The following is a 17558-nucleotide window of genomic DNA, read 5'->3' as shown; positions in this document are numbered from 1 at the left end:
CCGTATGGTCAGTTGATGGAGTCGAGGCCGGTGGACTCAAGCAGCTGCTTGGCCTGCGCCGGAGACATGTCGATGCCGTGCACCTTTTTGATGCGCTGGGCCATGATCTCAGCCGAGGCGAGATCCGGGGCGTCCGTCTTTTCCAGCATGCGGCGGATCATTTCCGACAGGGTCAGGATGCTGTCCGTCTTGTCCAGGGTCAGGGCGGAAATGTCCACCCCGAAGGCTTCTTCCGTGGCCAGGCCGAGTTCCACGTACATCAGGGAATCCATGCCCAGCTCGCTCAGGGGTTTGTCGTGCCGGATGCGGGACACAGGCACGCGCAGAATGCGGGCAAAGTGCTGCGCCAGCAGGCCGGAGAGGTGCGCCACGGCCTCCTTGGCCGTGAGGCCGCGCAGGGCCTCGCGAATGTCCGCCTGTTCCTGCCCCGGCTGCTCCCCGGCGGTTTCCGAGGCCAGCAGCCGGTACATGGAGGTGCCCACATACGGCAGCCGGGCCAGCTTCTTGAAACTCACCTTGAACACATGCAGGGTGCACAGGGCATGGCCGCAGTAGGTTTCCAGGAAGTCCATGGCCGTTTCGGCCCGCAGTTCCTGGGCGCCGGTGATGGTCTTGAGGGATTCCAGCACATTGGCCCGGCCAAGGAGCATGCCGGCATCCGACACCGGCCCCCATCCGAACGTAACGGCCGGCAGGCCCAGGGACCGGCGGTAGGCGGCCAGGTTTTCCAACATGGTGTTGGCGGCCACGTAATTGCCCTGGCCGGGATTGCCCAACACCGTGGTGGCCGAGGAAAACATGATGAAGAAATCCAGCGGGATGGATTCAACAGCCTGATGCAGGTTCCAGCCGCCCAGGGCCTTGGCCCGCAGCACGGTGCGGATGTCCTGGGCTGTCAGGTTGGCGATGGTGGCATCCCGCAGCACCCCGGCGCAATGGACCACCCCGCGCAGGGGCGGCAGGTGCTGCCCATTTTGCTGCAACGCCTGCTGCAGCGCCTTGCGCAGGGCCGGGCCGTCGGCCACGTCGGCCTTGAGCACGGTCACGGCCACGCCCCGGGCTTCCAGTGCCGCCACGGCCGTCTTCTGGGCGTCGGTGGCTGCGCCGCTGCGGCTCACCAGCACCAGATGCCGCGCGCCCAGGCTGGCCAGCCGTCTGGCCACATGCAGCCCCAGGCCGCCAAGGCCACCGGTAATCAGATAGCTCGCGTCGGCCGGCAGATCGGCCAGGGGGGCGGGCAGGGCCGGATGCACGGCCGCGGCGCTGGCGTCGTCGTCCCCGTATTCCACCACCAGCTTGCCGATGTGCCGGGATTGCTGCATGGCCCGGAAGGCGTCGGCAATGGCGGCCTGCGGATGCAGGGCATGGGGCAGCGCCCAGAGTTCGCCGCGTTCAAAGTGGGTCAGCATCTCCAGGAACAGGCGGCGGCAGAGCCGGGGATTGACGCGCATCACCTGGTCCACATCGACGCCAAAGAAGCTGATATTGTTGCGCAACAGCCGCATGCGCAGGGGCGAGTTGGAATAGAAATCCACCTTGCCCAGCTCCAGGAACCGGCCCAGGGGCTTGAGCAGGCCCACGCTTTTGAAGAGGGCCTCGCCGGAGATGGAGTTCAGCACCACGTCCACGCCCTCGCCGTTGGTGCGGTCGAGGATGGCTTCCTCGAAATCCAGGGTCCGGGAGTTAAGGACGTGCGGCACGCCGAGGCGCTCCAGCAGGGTGTGCTTGGCCGGGGAACCGGCCGTGGCGAACACTTCCGCCCCCAGCAGCGTGGCAATCTGGATGGCGGCCAGCCCCACGCCGCCGGCTGCGCCGTGGATGAGCACGCGTTCCCCGGGCTGCAGCCGGGCCAGGTGCGTCAGGGCATACTAGGCCGTGAAGTGCGCCACGGGGATGGTGGCGGCATCGGTGCAGGACATGCCGGCCGGCAGGGGGAAGACGTCCCCGGCCCGGGCCAGCACGTGGGAATCATACAATTTGCCGCCCAGGCAGCACACCGTGTCGCCCGGGGCCACGCCGTCCACGCCCTGGCCCACGGCCAGCACCGTGCCGGCGCATTCCAGGCCCAGGGTGGGGCCCGAAGCCCCACCTTCCAGGGCTTCTTCGGGGATGCGGCCCAGGGTGAACATGATGTCACGATAGTTGACGCCCGCGGCCCGGTTTTTCACCAGCACCTGCCCGGGTTCGGGGGCAGGTGGCGGACAGGCCGTCCAGGCAGCGCCGTCCAGCTTGCCCTGGGCGGTCATTTCCAGGGAGAAGGCCGCCGGAGACTCAACCGGCGGATGCACCCTGGCCGCCAGCTCCAGGGGGGCAAGACGCTGGCTGTAGCGGCCGGCGTCGCAGAGGATGACTTCGCGTTCCTCCGGGCCGGCCGGGTGCAGGATCTCCCGCACGGCGGCATCCAGCACGGTCTGTGGCAGCGCGCCCTGGGCATCGGCATGCGCATCCACCAGACGGACCTGCAGGCCGGGCATTTCGTTCATCAGCACGCGGGCCAGACCGGGCAACGCGCCCTGGGATGGCACGGGCCGGGCGCTGCGGGCCGCCTCCCCGTACAGGGGCAGGCCGCCGCCGGTGACGAGGCACAGCCCGGCAGTGGATTTGGCCTTCTGCCAGCCCTGGGCCAGGGCCACGGTGCTGACAGCGCGGCGGTTCTGGATGGCGTCCAGCATTTTGGAATCGAGTACCTGCCGGGTGTCGAAGCCCAGCAGGTGGATGCATTCCAGGGATGCGCCCTGCGACGTGGCGGCCAGCTCGGTGAACTGGCGGGCCCAGTGGTCCGCGGACTCGGGCTCGACGCCGTTGACCCCCAGCCGCACGGGGGGCAGGCCTCCCCGGACTTGCAGGGCAGCGCACAGGGCCTCGGCCAGGGCGGCGGCGGCCGGGGTGGGGGCGGCATCCTCCAGGAGCACCCAGCGGGTGGCCGGCAGGGCCGGCGCGGCGGCCTGCGTGGCCAGGGGCTTGCGGGCCAGGGTCAGAAAGAGTTCCTCGTCATCGGCTTCCTGCAGCAGGGAGCGGATTTCGCGGAAGCCGGCCTCGGCCAGGGCATGGGACCATTCCACGCCGGGCAACTGGCGGGAGAGAGGCGCGCCGTTTTCCTGGGACTCTTCCCGCCACCAGTCCGGATCCAGGCCAAGGAGCAGATCCAGCACGGGATGGGGCAGCAGATCCAGGGCCAGCAGCAGCCCGCCGGGGCGCAGCAGGCCGTACAGGCGGTCCAGCACCTGGGACAGATCCTTCGTGCGGATCAGACCATGGCCGAGCAGGACCAGATCGAAGCCGCCGGAGGCCGAGGTCTCGGGCAGGACACTGTCTGGATCTTCGGGATCAAAGGTACACACGGCGACGTCGGGCCGGTCGCTCCACCGGGCCTTGAGCTGTTCGGCAAAGTGCTCGTCGCGGTCCGTGAGCACGTATTCCGCCGCGCCGGGCGCCAGGCGGGAAAGGATGGCCTGTGTCAGGCCGCCGGCACCGGCGCAGACTTCCAGCAGCCGCAGCCCGCCGGGATGCGGCAAGGCGGCCTGCAGGGCGGAGAACACGGCCCCTGCCGCAGCATGCCCGTCCAGATGCAGGGGGCTGGTGCGGTGCAGTTGCTCCAGGGCGCTGCCGGGACGCAGGGCAAGGAGGGATCTGGCCTGGACCTTGCCGCGCAGCATGTCCGGCAGGGCCTCGCCCATCTGGGCGATGAGCGCCAGTTCCCCGGCATAGGCAGGATATTCCCGGAGGGCCTGCCGCCACAGCTCCAGGGAGGGCGGCAGATCGCTCTCTTTGATGGTCCAAAGCGCGCCATCCCGGGCGGCCAGGTCCATCTGTTCCATGAGCTGCAGACAGGCGATGAGGTACGGCGCCTGCCCCGCCTGGATGCCGCCCTGTTTGAGCAGATGATCCACCGAAAACCCGTGCGGATCCGGCTTCAGGGCCATGAACATTTCATGCGCCTGGGAGAGCAGCAGCGCGGTGAAGAAGGGCAGCACGTCCTGTCGCCGGGTCTGCCAGCGGGGGGACTGCCGCAGGGGCTCCAGCGCCGCGGCGAAATCGAGATCCTGCACGGCCGGCCAGGGGGCCGGGGAATCGTCCAGGGGATGCCGCACGGCCACGCTGGTCACGGCATAGATTTGCTGCTGCCGCAGCATGCTGTCCCGGGTCTGGAAACGGATGAAGCGGCAGTCCTGCATGCGGGCCAGCTCCTGGCCGTGCTCGTCATACAGGGAAAAGGAGGCCGCCAGGGAGCGCTTGCTTTGCTGCTCCAGCCGGGCCTGGGCGTACACGGCGCGGCCCGGCGCCAGCAGCTGGAACCGGCCGGTGCGCATGGGCAAATAGACGTAGGATTCCAATCCCTTGTCCCGCCAGTCCACCAGGGCAAGCAGCATCTGGAAGCTGCCGTCGATGAGGCTTGGATGCAGCACGGCTCCGGCAAAGTCCGCCGCGGGCTCCAGTTCCAGCCGGCCGAAGGCATCCTTGCCCGACCGCCAGACCTGCCGCAGCGGCCGGAAGGCAGGCCCAAAGGCCAGGCCGGCATCCCGGGCCTTGGCGTACAGGGCGGGCACGTCGCAGGGCTGGCCGTGGCCGGCGGGGTCCGTGGCGACGGACTCGGGCTCGAAGGTCTTGCGCAGCCTGGGCACCATGCGGCCGACCACATGCACCGCCACGGGGGAGGACTGCATCTGCTCGCGGCTTTCTATGGTGAAGTCGCCCTGTTCCGGCGAAAGCACCAGCCGCACCACCCGGGCCTTGCCGTGGCCAAAGGTCATGGGCTGGCGGTACTCCACGTTTTCCAGTTCCACGGTACGCTGGCCATAGGCTTCCATGGCCGCGGCCAGGGCCATTTCCAGGTAGGCGGCCCCGGGCAGCACCACATCCTCGCCCACCACATGTTCCCTGAGGAACGGCACCAACTGCGGGTCCAGCGTGTTTTCCCACACGGGCATGCCGCGACGCACGCGGCGGCCGAGCAGGGGATGCGCCGGAGGCTTGGCGGCGAACACGTCCAGGCATTCCGGTGTGGATTCGGCCTGGCACAGTTCGCGGTCCCAGGGGTAGGACGGCAGCGCCACATAGGGCGGCGTCTGCGGGAAAAAGGCGGTCAGATCCACGGCCGCGCCCGCGGTGTGCACGCGCTTCCACAGGGAGGCGACCACCCGGCCGTCCTGCGTGTCACGCTTGAGGGACTGCAGATACACCGTGGTGGCGGAATGCTCCTGAAAACAGCCCTTGAGGAACGGCTGCAACATGGCGTCCGGCCCCAGTTCCACGAACACCCGGCCCCCGCCCTGCAACGCGGCCAGGGCGGCCTTGTGAAACAGCACCGGCTGGCGGATGTTGCGCCACCAGTAGTCCGTGTCCAGGGTCTCGCCGGGGCAGCAGCCGCCTTCCACGGTGGAATAAAAAGGAATGCGGGACGCCACCGGCGCAATGCCGGCCAGCTTTTCCAGCAGCCGATCCTTGATGGCGTCCATGGTCCGGCTGTGGAAGGGATGCTCCAGATTGAGCCGGCGGAACACCAGCCGCCGCTTTTTCGCGCTGATCTTGAGGGCGTCCAGGGCGGCGTTGTTGCCGGTCAGGGTGACGTACTTGCTGCTGTTCACCGCGGCAACTTCCAGATCGCCGCAGCGCACCTCGGGCAGGGCGCGGGCTTCCTCTTCCGAAAGCTGGATCACGGCCATGCCGCCCATGCCGTGGGATTCCTGCTGCAGCCGGCTGCGTTCCACGATCACCCGGCAGGCATCCGCCAGACTGAGGGCCCCGCAGCACCAGGCCGCGGCCACCTCGCCAATGCTGTGCCCGAAGACCATATCCGGCGTCACGCCCTTGGCCCGCAGGGATTCCACCAGACAGACCTGGATGGAGAACAGCAACGGCTGCACCACGGCGATGCTGTCCAGCCGCTGGGAGGCAGGATCGCGCAGCAGTTCCTGCGCCACGGACCAGCCCAGCAGGGGAGACAGGCAATCGTCCAGGGTGTCCAGGGCGCGGGCGGCGTCGCGGTCGCCCAGAATCAGCCCCCGCCCCATGCCGGCCCAGGCGCCGCCGTTGCCGGAAAACACAAAGGCCGTGCGGACCACTCCGCCCAGGGTCTCGCCCATGGCGGCATCCACATCCGCGGCGGCAGGATCCTCGCCCATGGCCAGACGGTCCAGGGCTTCGGCCACGGCCGACGTCGAAGGAGCCTGCAACGCCAGCCGATGCGTCAGATGATCCCGGCGCAGGGCCGCCCGGCCAGCCAGGGCGCAATAGCCGGCGGCATCCGCCTCGCGCACCAGCCCGGCATAGGCCTGGGCCAACTGCTGCAGGCTGCGCGGGCTGCGGGCGGAAAGCAGCAGCGGCGGCGTCCCGGCGGCCTCAACAGGCGTTCTAACGGCAGACTTCGGGGCTTCCTCCAGCACGGCATGGGCGTTGGAGCCGCCAAAGCCAAACGAGTTCACCCCGGCCACCGCCGGACCGGGCGTGGCCGGCAGCGGCGTGAGCCGGGTGACAGGATCGAGCCGCAGGGCCGTGAAATCGATGTCCGGGCTGGGATTTTCCAAATGAAGATTCGGTGGCACGATCCGATGCTTGAGCACCAGCAGCGTCTTGAACAGCCCGGCCATGCCCGAGGCCGGTTCCAGGTGGCCCAGGTTGCTTTTGACGGATCCCACCAGCAGGGGCGGATCCTGCGCCGGCCGCAGCCGGGCGAACACCTCGCCGATGGACTGGGCCTCGGCCGGATCGCCCACGGACGTGCCGGTGCCATGGGCTTCCATATAGCTGATGTTGCGGGGATCGATGGCCGGATCGTCATACAGCGTGCGCAACAGGGCCATCTGCGCCGTACGATTGGGAAAGGCAATGCCGATGGTCTTGCCGTCGGTATTCACGCCGGTTTTGGCGATGACGGCGTGGATGCGGTCGCCGTCTTCCAGGGCCTTGTCCAGGGGCTTGAGCAGCAGCAGGCCGCCGCCCTCGGCGCGCACGTAGCCGTTGGCGTCCTTGGAGAACACGCGGCAGCGGCCGTCCTTGGAAAGCATGTGCGCCTTGGAAAAGCCCACAAAAGGCAGGGGGCAGCAGAGCATATGCACCCCGCCGGCCAGGGCCATGGACGCTTCGCCGCTGGCCAGACACTGGCAGGCCTGGTGCAGGGCCACCAGGGAGGAGGAACAGGCCGTGTCGATGGTCATGCTTGGGCCGTGGATGTCCAGGAGGTAGGAAATCCGGTTGGCCAGGATCGACAGGGTATTGCCGATCATCGAATACGGGCCGATGACGCAAGGATCGTCCGAGCGCTGCATGCTGGCGTCCAGGGAGGACGAGCCCACGAACACGGCCGTGTCTGCCCCGGCCAGGGAGGAGGGACGAAGCTGCGCGTCCTCCAGCGTCTCCCAGGCCAGTTCCAACAGCACCCGCTGTTGCGGGTCCATGTATTCGGCCTCCTTCTTCGAGATGCCGAAGAAGGAATAGTCAAAATGTTCAATGCCTTCCAGGACACCGGCAGCAAAGGTGCACGAGCGGCCCGGGGAGGTGCGCGTGGGGTGCAGAAATCCGGAGACGTCAAAACGATCCGACGGTATTTCGCTGACGGCGTCGCGGCCCGAGGCCAGGACGTCCCACAATGTATCCAGGGACACCACGCCGCCAGGCAAACGACAGGCCGCCCCGATGATGGCTATTTTCATTGGCATACCATGGCCGACAACGCGGCGACAGAAAAATGGAGCAGGGGATGGTTGCAGCGATGCGGTAACACCAGTGCCCCCATGCGGGAACGCGCTGGATGATGCAGCAGATTCAATGGTAGACTGTATGATACAGGACTGCAGCTTGCTGAAACCGCCCCCGTGGTTTCCATGCGCTTCAACGAGCCCTCCTTGCAGCAGAGCCAGCTTTTTCAATGAGTGCGTGCAATGATCGGAAATGCGGTGTCGCCTTGTGCGGGTCGTGCTGAAGCTCGTGGAGTAGGCGTTCGGGAGTGGTGTACTGTCCAGTGGTCCTGCTCATGTACGTCGGAAACGCAATGAGCGCGCCGGCAACAAGCTGCTCCAGTGAAAGACGTCTGGCACGGCGCACTGGCGCAAGGTCATGCGTCAGCCCCCAGCCCGCATAGAACGGGCGCCCATGACAATGCACCGCAAGGTTGCGCAGCAACGCGTCAAAACCTGCCGTGGAATCCAGGACATGCACGGCATCCACCTGCGCGAGCAGCGCGGACAATGGCGCACATGGCGCAATTTCGTCGCAGAATGGTCGGATACGTCTTGCCTCGGATTCCTGCTTGCCGGAGGTTGTTAATACATCCGATGCGGGTTTGTAAACAATGTATGCATCTGTTTCTCTTGTTCGAACTGCCTGCAACCAGCCCGGAATCATTCCTGAATAGGGATGATCACCTATTGCCAGGACGACACGCCTGCAGCCCGCCGGCCGAATCCATTGCGTCTGGGCTGCAGTTGTCCGGGCAACGTCCAGGCCTCGCAGCTGCTCCAACAGGTTTCGGGCGCGGTCCAGCAGTGCCGGGGAGAAGTCTAAAACTTCAAGTAATGCTTCAAGTTCGCCGGGTTCCCGCTCCAGGCAGGCGCACAGGGGGCCGGCCGGGTCGGCGCATTCCAGGGCCTTGAGAGGGGCGGGCCTGAGGGTCATGGCCGGTCCATAGGCCTGGGTGCCCTGCGGCACAAGGCGGACAGCGCCCACAGCGCGCACGGCCGGGGCCTGCTGTTCGGGGCAGTCCGGCGGGGCATCAAAAATGCTGTCGAAAAATTGCACCTGCGCCCCTCCCAGCAGGGCGCGCACGGCCGGGCGTTGCCGGGGGGCAATCCCGCAGGCATGCACCACGGCCGGCGTCTGTTCGCGCAGGCGGCGTTGCAGGCCCATCCAGGCAATCACCCGTTCCGCCTCGCAGCGTTCGGCGGTTTCCGGGTCCACATAGCGCGGGTACTCCAGCAGGGCGGCGTGCACCAGTTGTTCCAGGCTGGCCGTGCCCAGGCGCGCACGCCGGGCCGGGGCAGGCTGGTCGTCCCGGGTCAGGCCCCAGCCGGCGTAAAAGGGCATGCCAAAGGTACGCACCGGCCTGCCCCAGAGCAGGCCTTCAAAGCCCATCTGGGAGGTGACGGTATAGACGGCCTGGGCATGCTCCAGGAGGCGGACGGGGTGGGCCGCGTCGGCCAGCACCTGCAGCCGGCCCTGACGGATCAGCATATCCAGGCGGCCCCAGGCGGAAAAGTCGAAGTGCCCGCGCTTGCGGCCGCTGACCACTTCCGGATGCACCTTCAGGAGCACCTTGGCCCGGGGGTGTTCGTCCAGGGCCGCTTCCAGCATGCGCGAAAAACTGGCCGCCGTGGCCATGCCGTAGCGGATGGAGCCATCCCCGAAGGTCTGATCCACGGCCAGGACGTAGGCCTCGGGCAATGCGCCGGCATATTCCCGGGCATGGTTGTACTTGGAGACGCGCTCTGCCCGCCACAGCGCAATCAGTCGGGCGGCCCGGGCCGTCTGGTCCGGGGTCAGGGGCGCGGGGATGCGCTGTTCCAGACGCGAGGGCCGGCCGGCATCGTAGTAGATGCCCTGATCGTCCAGGCAGACGGAATAGGTGGGGAATCTGCCCCCAGGCCCCAGGGACCGCAGGAACCCGTCTTCCAGATGCAGCACGGGCAGGCCGGTGCGGGCGGCAAAGGCCTCGGCGCGCAGGCCGGTGCGCTTGCGGCCCCAGGCCAGAACCACGGCATCGGCCGGGGCCTGCCAGCGGGTCCAGCACCGGCGCACCGGGGCATCCAGGATGCCATCCAGGGCCTTGAGGGTGGCCACGTAGCGGGAGCGGGCCAGATACACCGCGGGCGGGGGCTGTTGGAGTAGGGAATCAGCCATGGGAAAGGGCCTCCGCCTTGCGTTGGGCGTGTGCAAGCATGCGGGCGCGGCCGGCATCGTCAAAGGCCAGGGTGGCGATGGCCTCGGCCCAGGCGGCGGGGTCCATGGGGACGAGCAGGCCATCCTGACCATGCTCCACCACGGCGGCGCAGGCGCTGTCCGCGGCATACACGCCCACGGCGCCGCTGCGGGTGATATCGAAAAACTTGGTATGGGACCGCGCGGCGTTAAAGGCCGACGGCAGCTGCGGGGCCAGGCCCACATGCCGGCCGGCCAGGGCGGTGAAGCCCAGGTATGCCGGCCAGGGCATGGGATGGATGACGGCCACGCGGGGATGCCGCGCATAGCGGCGCACCACCTCGCCCGAACCGGTGATCTCGAAGTGTAGCCGGGGTTCGCGGTCCAGCAGGGGCAGGATCACGCCCTGCAGCCAGCGGATTTCCGCGGCATGGGAGGCGGTGCCGTGGTAGAAGATGCGGCGCAGGGCGGTCGTATCGTCCACCTCGGGCGGCAGGGCCGCGGGCAGGGTCAGGGTGGGATTCCAGGCGGCATATTTCTGCTGCAGGTACGGCGTGGAGACCCACAGCCCGGCGCGGTGGCGCTGCAGCCAGCCCTTGCGCCGGGCGGCCAGCTTCCAGAGCCGCCAGCGATACTTGAGGCGCACCCCGCGGGAGGCGGACACGTCCAGCACGTCATCATCCATGAAGAAGACCAGCCCGCCCAACTGCGGCCGGACCCGGGAGAGCAGCTCCACCCAGCCGGACGGCGCGTAGCGCACCAGCACCACCAGCGCGCCGGCCAGGGAGTCGGCCGGGGGAAGATCGTCGAACCCGCGCCGCTCCACGCGGCAGCCCATGGCCTTGAGGGCGGGCAGCACAAAGTACTCCGTGGAGGGGTTGGCCTGCTTCTCCACCACCACCGCCCGGGTGTATGCGGCGGTTACAGCCATGGTTTTTTCACCATGGGCGCGATGTTCAGGGTAAAGTCCGGCCGGGCGTAGTTCAGGTTGGGATTGTAGAAGGGATCATGCCGCAGGACCTGCTTCCAGCGTTTGCGCATGTATTCCACCTCGCGCATGGATTGCGCCTTTCGCTCCGGCGTGATGTTGTCGGTGCCGCGGCTGTAGGATTCGTGGTGGAACAGCTCGGCATAGGGCGTCCACTGCACCTGCAGGCCGAGATCGCGCACGCGCAGGCAATAATCCACGTCGTTGAAGGCCACGGGCAGGTTGACGGCGTCGAAACCGCCGAGCCGCTCAAAGATGCGTTTCCAGGTGAGCAGGCAGGCCGCGGTGACGGCGGACAACTCCTGGGCCAGGATGGCGCGATCGCAGTAGCCGGGGGCATCGCCCTCCAGGCCGGAATGGAAATGATCGGCGCAGCCGCCGGGACCAACGGCGTCGCCGGCATGCTGGATGCGGCCGTCTGTGTAATAGAGCTTGGCCCCCACCACACCCACGCCGGGCTGCATCAGACGGGAAAGCATCTCGTCCAGCCAGTCCGGCGAGATGACTTCCGTATCGTTGTTCAGCAGACACAGAACCGTGCCGGCGCTCTGGCGGGCGGCGTCATTGTTGATGGCCGAGAAGTTGAACGGCTCCTGCCAGCGCAGCACCCGGACCTTGGGATGCTGGGCCATGGCCTCCAGATAGTGCAGGGTCTCCGGCTCCTCGCTGTTGTTGTCCACAATGCAGAGTTCGAGGCGCGGGTAGCTGGTTTTCTCCAGCACGCTCTGCACGCAGGTGCGCAGCACGGGCAGGCAGTCCTTGGTGGGCACGATGATGGACACCAACGGCGGGTCCGCCGGCAGGGCATAGCGCACGCGACAATGCACGCGGGGCGTGCGGGACCCGTGAGCCACGGGCTCCACCGTGGCGGCCACCCCCAGGCGCTCCAGATGCGCGGCCACCTGGGCGGGCTCGGTGCGTCCCCAGTCCTGCTGCAGCTGCGCTTCCGGCACGTGGAACAGGGGCGCATGCACATGCCCCACGGCATAGCGCGGCACCAGTTCCCCGGCCCGCAGCAGCAGGCCGTGCATGTCCGGCTGGCCGGCGGCATCGGTGGGCACGGCCTGCATGCCGGCCAGCAGATCCCCGCGCAGGGCCGCGGCATGGCCGATGTAATTGGTGGAACGCAACAGCTCCGGGGACCAGTCCGGCTTGAAGACATACTCGAAGCGCCTGCCGTCCTCGTCCAGAAGGTCATGATCCGCATACACCAGCCGCAGCCGGCGGTTGTCCGCGATGGCCCGGGCCAGCCAATACAGGGCATGCGGCGCGAGGACGGCGCCGGCGGGCAGGAAGACGAACCAGGTATCCGCATCGCCGCGCAGGGGCGCAGCCGGCGAGGAAAACTCGTGATTGGGATACAACTGCCGGACCAGGGATTCCCGCGTGGCCGTGCGCCAGGCGTCCTGTGTGGCGGCGGATTCCTGCAGCATGATCTTGAAGCGCGGCAACCGGCGCATGCGGCGGATGTCCCGGCGGATGGCCGCCTGATCTTTCTTCGACAGGGTGTCGTAGATTTTGATCCAACGGCTGTAGCTCATGGCCGGCGAGTACGTGCGCAACTGGCCGGCGATGCGATAGGCGTCCTTGAGCTGAAACACCACGGTGCGGGAATGCAGCCCGGCCCGCTTGCGCCTGGGGCGCGGGTGCCTGGTGTACATGTCCAGCACGCGCAAATACATGTGCTGCACGCGGCTCAGGTGTCCCACGGGCTGCAGGGTGAAGCTACCCAGCTCGAATTCCCCTGCTCCCTGCATGGGCTCCAGCAACAGCCGCTGCACGCCCGGGGGCAGCCACACGGCTTCGTTGATGGTGCCCTTGCGGGTGACGGACAGTTCGACGGTGCAGCGTGTGGTCTCGAATCCGGCCTCGGGTCTGGCCTCGGGGCCGGCCAGTTCGGCATGCAGATAGGCGGCCCAGCTGCCGCTTTTGCGCAACAGTCGCCCCTTGAGCAGCACCCAGCCGCTGGGCAGGGGGGCGTTGGGCAGGCGCAGCTCCAGCAGGGGCCGCTTTCCCAGGGCGCACCAGCACCCGCCGGGCGTGCAGACAGTCTGACGCGCAGGCAGCACATGCACCGGCAAGGGCGGACTGGCAAGCAAAGCAGGACTCATGCCGGACACCTCATGGATGTGTACGATAGTGTTGCGTCCTCAACATATGTCCATACATGGAAGACGCCACACGCATCCGCCCGTCATGCTGTTCAGCGGCAGGCTTTCGCTTTGGACGAGAACAGCCGCTTCAACTTCTTGAATGGCGCAGTTATATAGTTTCGTGTCGCAATGTTGACCAAGTATGGCTCATACTGGTATTTTTCAATGTATGTATCAACATAAAACGCCACATACTCTTCAAAGGTCAAGGTCTTGTCCAGCAACAGATACCGCGTGTTTTCCGTGCACCACGTGAGCTTCAGATGCTTGATGATGGACGGATGCACGGGCATCTGATGGTTCCCGAAGGGGTCCACGGGAAGGCTCTTCAGCGGCGGCAGCCCCAGATACTGCAAAATGGAGTTGGCGACCTCCGCAAAGACAGGCAGTGTCGGGTGATTGATCAGATGGAACAATTGCACGGAAGCGTGGTGCTCCGCAACATAGTCGGCCACGGAAAAAATGGAGCCGGCTTCCGCTTTGCGCAGGTAGGCCACCTGATCGACGGTGTTGGCATCGACATCCACATGACAGGCCAGATCCGCGTTCATGTATGCATCAATGCACCTGTCGCGGTGGCGCAAGGTGGTAATCATCCCGCTGAGCACCTTGCACGGCCAGGGAATCAGGGCCGAGGAACCCCGGGGGGCCAACCAGCACGGGTTCAGGTAGTCGTGTGTGGGCCAGTAAATGGTGGATGTGATATACGGTATCTTCACCGCCATGCTGCCCGCAGGCATGCGCGCCAGCAAGGCGGGAAAGTTGTAATTGTGCACGTCATGATAGATCAGGATGTTGCAATCGTGCAGGGCCGCTTCCAACTGTGCCGATGAGGCCAGGGAGGCCTTGCCGTCCCGGATCTCGAAATTGGGGATGAAGGTGCAGGTGAAGTCACGCCGAAAGGCCTCGGAGGACATGAGCAGCGTTTCGAGCACCGTCCCCTGACAGGTTTGGGAGAGTACGAGTTTTTTCATGCGATGTACTGAAGCGATGTGGCATGGAGCCGGCTGCCAGGGGGATCCCGGCGCAGCCTGATCGTGGGGGGGAGATTGTCAACGGCCTCGACGAACGGAGGATAAGAAGAGGCTGACGACGTCGCACGCCTGGGCGACGTCGTCAGCAAAATCACACGTGGGCAGTTGGCCAGCCGCCGCCAGAGATTAATCCCAGGATCCACTGCGGGTCAAGGTTCGCACCTGGCTGGTGGAGGAGAGCGCCGGACTCGTCACCGAGGCGATGAGATTGAGGAACTTGGCAAGCTGGACCGAAGGCGCGGTGGACACAAAAATGACGTCCTTGTCCTTGATGGGGAAGGACTGCGCGGCAAAGAAGGTGGCCGGGTCCGTCAGGTCCATCTTGAACACCACGGGCACGGTGTTTTCCGGGGTCACCACCGTGGGGGGTTCGGGCCAGTCCAGGGCGTCCAGCGGCTCGAAGCGGAACAGGAACACGCCCTTGGCGTCCGCCTGGTTGGGATTCACGCCGCCAGCTCTGGCCAGGGCCTGGGTAAGGGTGATGCCGGTGGCCTCGAATTCCACTTCATCGTTGCTGCCGGCAGCGCCGAGCACCATAAAGCTGTTGGGCCGGTGCAGCACGGTGACCACATCGCCCGGTTCGACGATGAGATTTTCGCTTTGATCCTTGATGACGATTTCCAACGGCACGGAATGCACCTTGCCGGCACGGGTCAGCTGGAGCATCAGCTTGCCCACGGGGTGCTTCACGCCGCCGGCCTCGGCCAGCACGTCCAGCAGCCGTTCGCACTTGGGCGTCAGGGGCACCACACGGCTGGTGCTCACCTCGCCCACCACCGTCACCGTGGAGGACGTGTTCTTGACCAGACGGACCATGACTTGCGGTTCGTTGGCCTTGCCGTTGAGCCGGTTGTAGATTTCCTGCTCCACCTGCGTGAGGCTCAAGCCGGACACCGGAATGCGGCCGGCAAAGGGCACGGAAATGACGCCGTCGTTGTTGACCTGCTGTTCGGGGAACAGCATGGGCGTGGCCGAGCTGACGCCGCTCACGCTGTCCACCACGGAGAACAGCGCCCCGGGAGGTGTTTCCCAAACAGACACCTGCACCACGTCACCAGGGCCAATGTATTGGCCGCCCTTGGGGCATTCGGTGAAGATGGAAGAGAACAGGAACCGCTGTTGGTTTTCCAGAAGCCGTCGCGCAACACTTTGGGTGACTTCTATGAGCTGCACGCCAGAAGCGTTCGCACTGGAATCGTACTTGTCTATGGTGCTTCGGGTGGGACCGCTAGAAGGCAAAAAAGAAGCGCACCCGGAAAACAGTACGGAGACGGAAAGCACAGTCAGAATGTTGAAGAGCATACTTCGTGACCCAAAACCGCGCATTTGCCAACCTCCAAAATTGCGTGACAGGGACGCATAATCCAGGTTTGATTTACAATTCAGCCAACTACATACATTGAAACACACCTGCGGACAAGAGGTGATTCTCATTTTTTTAATCATTAAAATTCATGCAGTTACAACTGCTCCTTGGGAAAACCCCCGGCACCTGTCGCAACTGGTCCAAACCGCTGCGACAGGACGCCGCTTTCATGAACGCAAGCAAGCGTTGACGGCTGCCCGCTGTTGGGGGCATATTGGGCTGAATGGTCTCAGGGGTGCGATGGTGTCGCGTGCCTGATGACTGTTCCTCAACGCCAACCGTCAGGGGGACAGCACGCACGTGTCAGATGCTGCCCCTGCGCAAGACTGCCGCGGGCACGTCCCGGCACAGGATACCGCATGAACACGGTCAGCCACCGCGCCCAATTCAATGCAGAAACGCTCCTGGTGCATTGCCGCCGCATGGAACAACTGAAGGGCAACGCGCTGCACATGCCGTCTGCGCTGCTGGAGCCGGATGTCCTGTGTCACCTGGAATTGCTCCTCAACCGGGGTTACTTCCCGTTGCAGGGCTTCATGGGCAGGGAGGATTACGACGCCGTACTGGACCGCATGGCCCTTGCGGACGGCACCTTCTGGCCCATGCCAGTGACTGTGCCCGTGCCTGCTGCCGTGGCGAAGTCCCTTGAAAAGGGCGCCATGCTGGCGCTGCGGGACCAGGAAGGCTTCATGCTCGCCGTGCTGTTTGTGGAAGACCTCTGGCAGCCGGATCTGTCCCGCGAGGCCATGGCCCTGCATGGCACCTGCGATCCTGCGGCACATCCGGAGGTGGCGCAGCTGCTGCAACGTCAGGACTGCTGGTATGTGGGCGGCCGGGTGGAAGGCCTGCATCTGCCCCAGCATTTCGATTTTACCACCCTGCGGCATACGCCGGCTCAGCTGCACCGTCAGTTTACGGAACAGGGCTGGAAGCGCGTCATTGGCTATCAATCCTGCACGCCGTTGCACGCCATGCACCGGGAAATGCTTCTGGCCGCCGCCCTGGAGGCAGACGCCAAGCTGCTGCTGTGCCCGACCATCCATCCGGCCCGTCTTGCCGATGTGGAACATTTTTCGCTGGTCCGCTGCCATGAATTGTTTGTCCGCCACCTTCCCAAAAATCTGGCCAGGATCAATCTGATTCCCCTGCCCATGCCTCATGCAGGGATCAGGGGGGCGTTGCTGCAGGCCATGGTCCTGCGGAATTATGGCTGCAGCCATGTGCTGTGGCCGGCAAATACTCCGGAACTGCCAGAAACTGCAGCACTGCGGACGCTCGCAGGCCTGCCGGACCAGGAGCAGACGGGGGAGGCGCTGGACGCACGGCGCGAGGTGCTGGACATCGTGCCCATGCGTGCCACGCCGCGCGTCTACGTGCAGGAGCTGGGCATCTTTGTGCAGCCGGAAGAAGTGAAGCCGGAAATGACGGCCGTGGCCATGGATCATGCCCAGGTCATGCTGCTGCTGCAGCAGGATGCCCCGGTGCCGGAGTGGGCGAGCACCCCGGACGTACTGGAAGAACTGCGCCGGGCCATGCCGCCGCGGTCCCGGCAGGGGTTCACCCTGTTCCTGACCGGGCTTTCCGGCGCAGGCAAGTCCACCCTGGCCAAGGTGCTCTACGTCAAGTTGTCGGAACTCCAGGACCGGCCAGTCACGCTGCTGGATGGCGATGTCGTCCGCCGCAATCTTTCCAGCGAGCTCGGCTTCCACAAGGAACACCGGGATCTGAACGTGCGGCGCATCGGATTTGTGGCCAGCGAGATCACCAAAAATCGCGGCATCGCCATTTGCGCGCCCATCGCGCCGTATGCGCAACCGCGGGCCGATGTGCGGTCCCTGATCTCCTGCTATGGCGGATTCGTGGAAATCTTCATGGCCACCCCGCTGGAGGTGTGCGAGCAGCGTGACAGAAAAAGCCTGTACGCCAAGGCCCGCGCCGGAATCATCAAGGGCGTGACCGGGGTGGATGACCCCTACGAAATCCCGGAACATCCGGAGCTCATCATAGACACCACCGAGATTACGCCCGTGGAAGCCGCCGCGTGCGTCATCGACTGGCTTGTCAACGAAGGGTATTTGCAGCGCTGATGGACTGCAAGGGCCGTGTCCTGTGTGACAGAAGCTAGGGCACGTTGTTTTTGAAAAGAACTCTCGGGGGAAGAACCTTTC

The 17558-nt window shown here is 65.7% G+C and carries 8 protein-coding genes; 1 reads left to right on the top strand and 7 read right to left on the bottom strand.

Annotated elements, in window-relative coordinates; genetic code table 11:
- Window positions 1–8 precede the first annotated feature (8 nt).
- The 7 genes from DGI_RS16595 to DGI_RS16565 all read right to left on the bottom strand — a co-directional run bounded on the left by DGI_RS16595 (window position 9) and on the right by DGI_RS16565 (window position 15197).
- Entirely contained in the window at window positions 9–1826 is a 1818-nt protein-coding gene (locus tag DGI_RS16595) for an SDR family NAD(P)-dependent oxidoreductase (RefSeq protein WP_027193333.1), read from the bottom strand.
- Window positions 1827–1868: 42 nt separating this feature from the next.
- Complete coding sequence (locus DGI_RS16590) at window positions 1869–7649, bottom strand: type I polyketide synthase (RefSeq protein WP_027193334.1); 5781 nt, start codon at window positions 7647–7649, stop codon at window positions 1869–1871.
- Window positions 7650–7827: 178 nt separating this feature from the next.
- Entirely contained in the window at window positions 7828–9831 is a 2004-nt protein-coding gene (locus DGI_RS16585) for a capsular polysaccharide biosynthesis protein (RefSeq protein WP_051286665.1), read from the bottom strand.
- Complete coding sequence (locus tag DGI_RS16580) at window positions 9824–10780, bottom strand: glycosyltransferase family protein (protein ID WP_021758463.1); 957 nt, start codon at window positions 10778–10780, stop codon at window positions 9824–9826. Before DGI_RS16580 ends, DGI_RS16585 begins: the two co-directional genes overlap by 8 nt.
- Window positions 10771–12948, bottom strand: a complete 2178-nt coding sequence (locus DGI_RS16575; protein WP_021758462.1) for a glycosyltransferase family 2 protein — start codon at window positions 12946–12948, stop codon at window positions 10771–10773. Before DGI_RS16575 ends, DGI_RS16580 begins: the two co-directional genes overlap by 10 nt.
- A 92-nt stretch (window positions 12949–13040) precedes the next feature.
- Window positions 13041–13964 (bottom strand): WcbI family polysaccharide biosynthesis putative acetyltransferase, encoded by a 924-nt coding sequence (locus DGI_RS16570; RefSeq protein ID WP_021758461.1) that lies wholly within the window; start codon window positions 13962–13964, stop codon window positions 13041–13043.
- A 186-nt stretch (window positions 13965–14150) separates the two neighbouring features.
- A complete protein-coding gene (locus DGI_RS16565) occupies window positions 14151–15197 on the bottom strand; it encodes a polysaccharide biosynthesis/export family protein (protein WP_211226615.1) in 1047 nt (348 codons plus the stop codon).
- A 552-nt stretch (window positions 15198–15749) separates the two neighbouring features.
- On the opposite strand from DGI_RS16565, the gene DGI_RS16560 reads away from it, so the two are divergent.
- Complete coding sequence (locus tag DGI_RS16560; RefSeq protein WP_021758459.1) at window positions 15750–17477, top strand: bifunctional sulfate adenylyltransferase/adenylylsulfate kinase; 1728 nt, start codon at window positions 15750–15752, stop codon at window positions 17475–17477.
- Window positions 17478–17558: the final 81 nt, after the last annotated feature.

The organism is Megalodesulfovibrio gigas DSM 1382 = ATCC 19364, from assembly GCF_000468495.1.
Taxonomy (GTDB): domain Bacteria; phylum Desulfobacterota; class Desulfovibrionia; order Desulfovibrionales; family Desulfovibrionaceae; genus Megalodesulfovibrio; species Megalodesulfovibrio gigas.
The sequence above is the reverse complement of the archived record's forward strand: the minus strand, read 5'-3'. Positions and strand labels throughout refer to the sequence as shown.

What these genes read in the sequence shown, in the direction of transcription:
- DGI_RS16590 (WP_027193334.1), bottom strand. Translation starts at nt 7,649, where the DNA reads ATGAAAATAGCCATCATCGGGGCGGCCTGTCGTTTGCCTGGCGGCGTG.
- DGI_RS16585 (WP_051286665.1), bottom strand. Translation starts at nt 9,831, where the DNA reads ATGGCTGATTCCCTACTCCAACAGCCCCCGCCCGCGGTGTATCTGGCC.
- DGI_RS16580 (WP_021758463.1), bottom strand. Translation starts at nt 10,780, where the DNA reads ATGGCTGTAACCGCCGCATACACCCGGGCGGTGGTGGTGGAGAAGCAG.
- DGI_RS16575 (WP_021758462.1), bottom strand. Translation starts at nt 12,948, where the DNA reads ATGAGTCCTGCTTTGCTTGCCAGTCCGCCCTTGCCGGTGCATGTGCTG.
- DGI_RS16570 (WP_021758461.1), bottom strand. Translation starts at nt 13,964, where the DNA reads ATGAAAAAACTCGTACTCTCCCAAACCTGTCAGGGGACGGTGCTCGAA.
- DGI_RS16560 (WP_021758459.1), top strand. Translation starts at nt 15,750, where the DNA reads ATGAACACGGTCAGCCACCGCGCCCAATTCAATGCAGAAACGCTCCTG.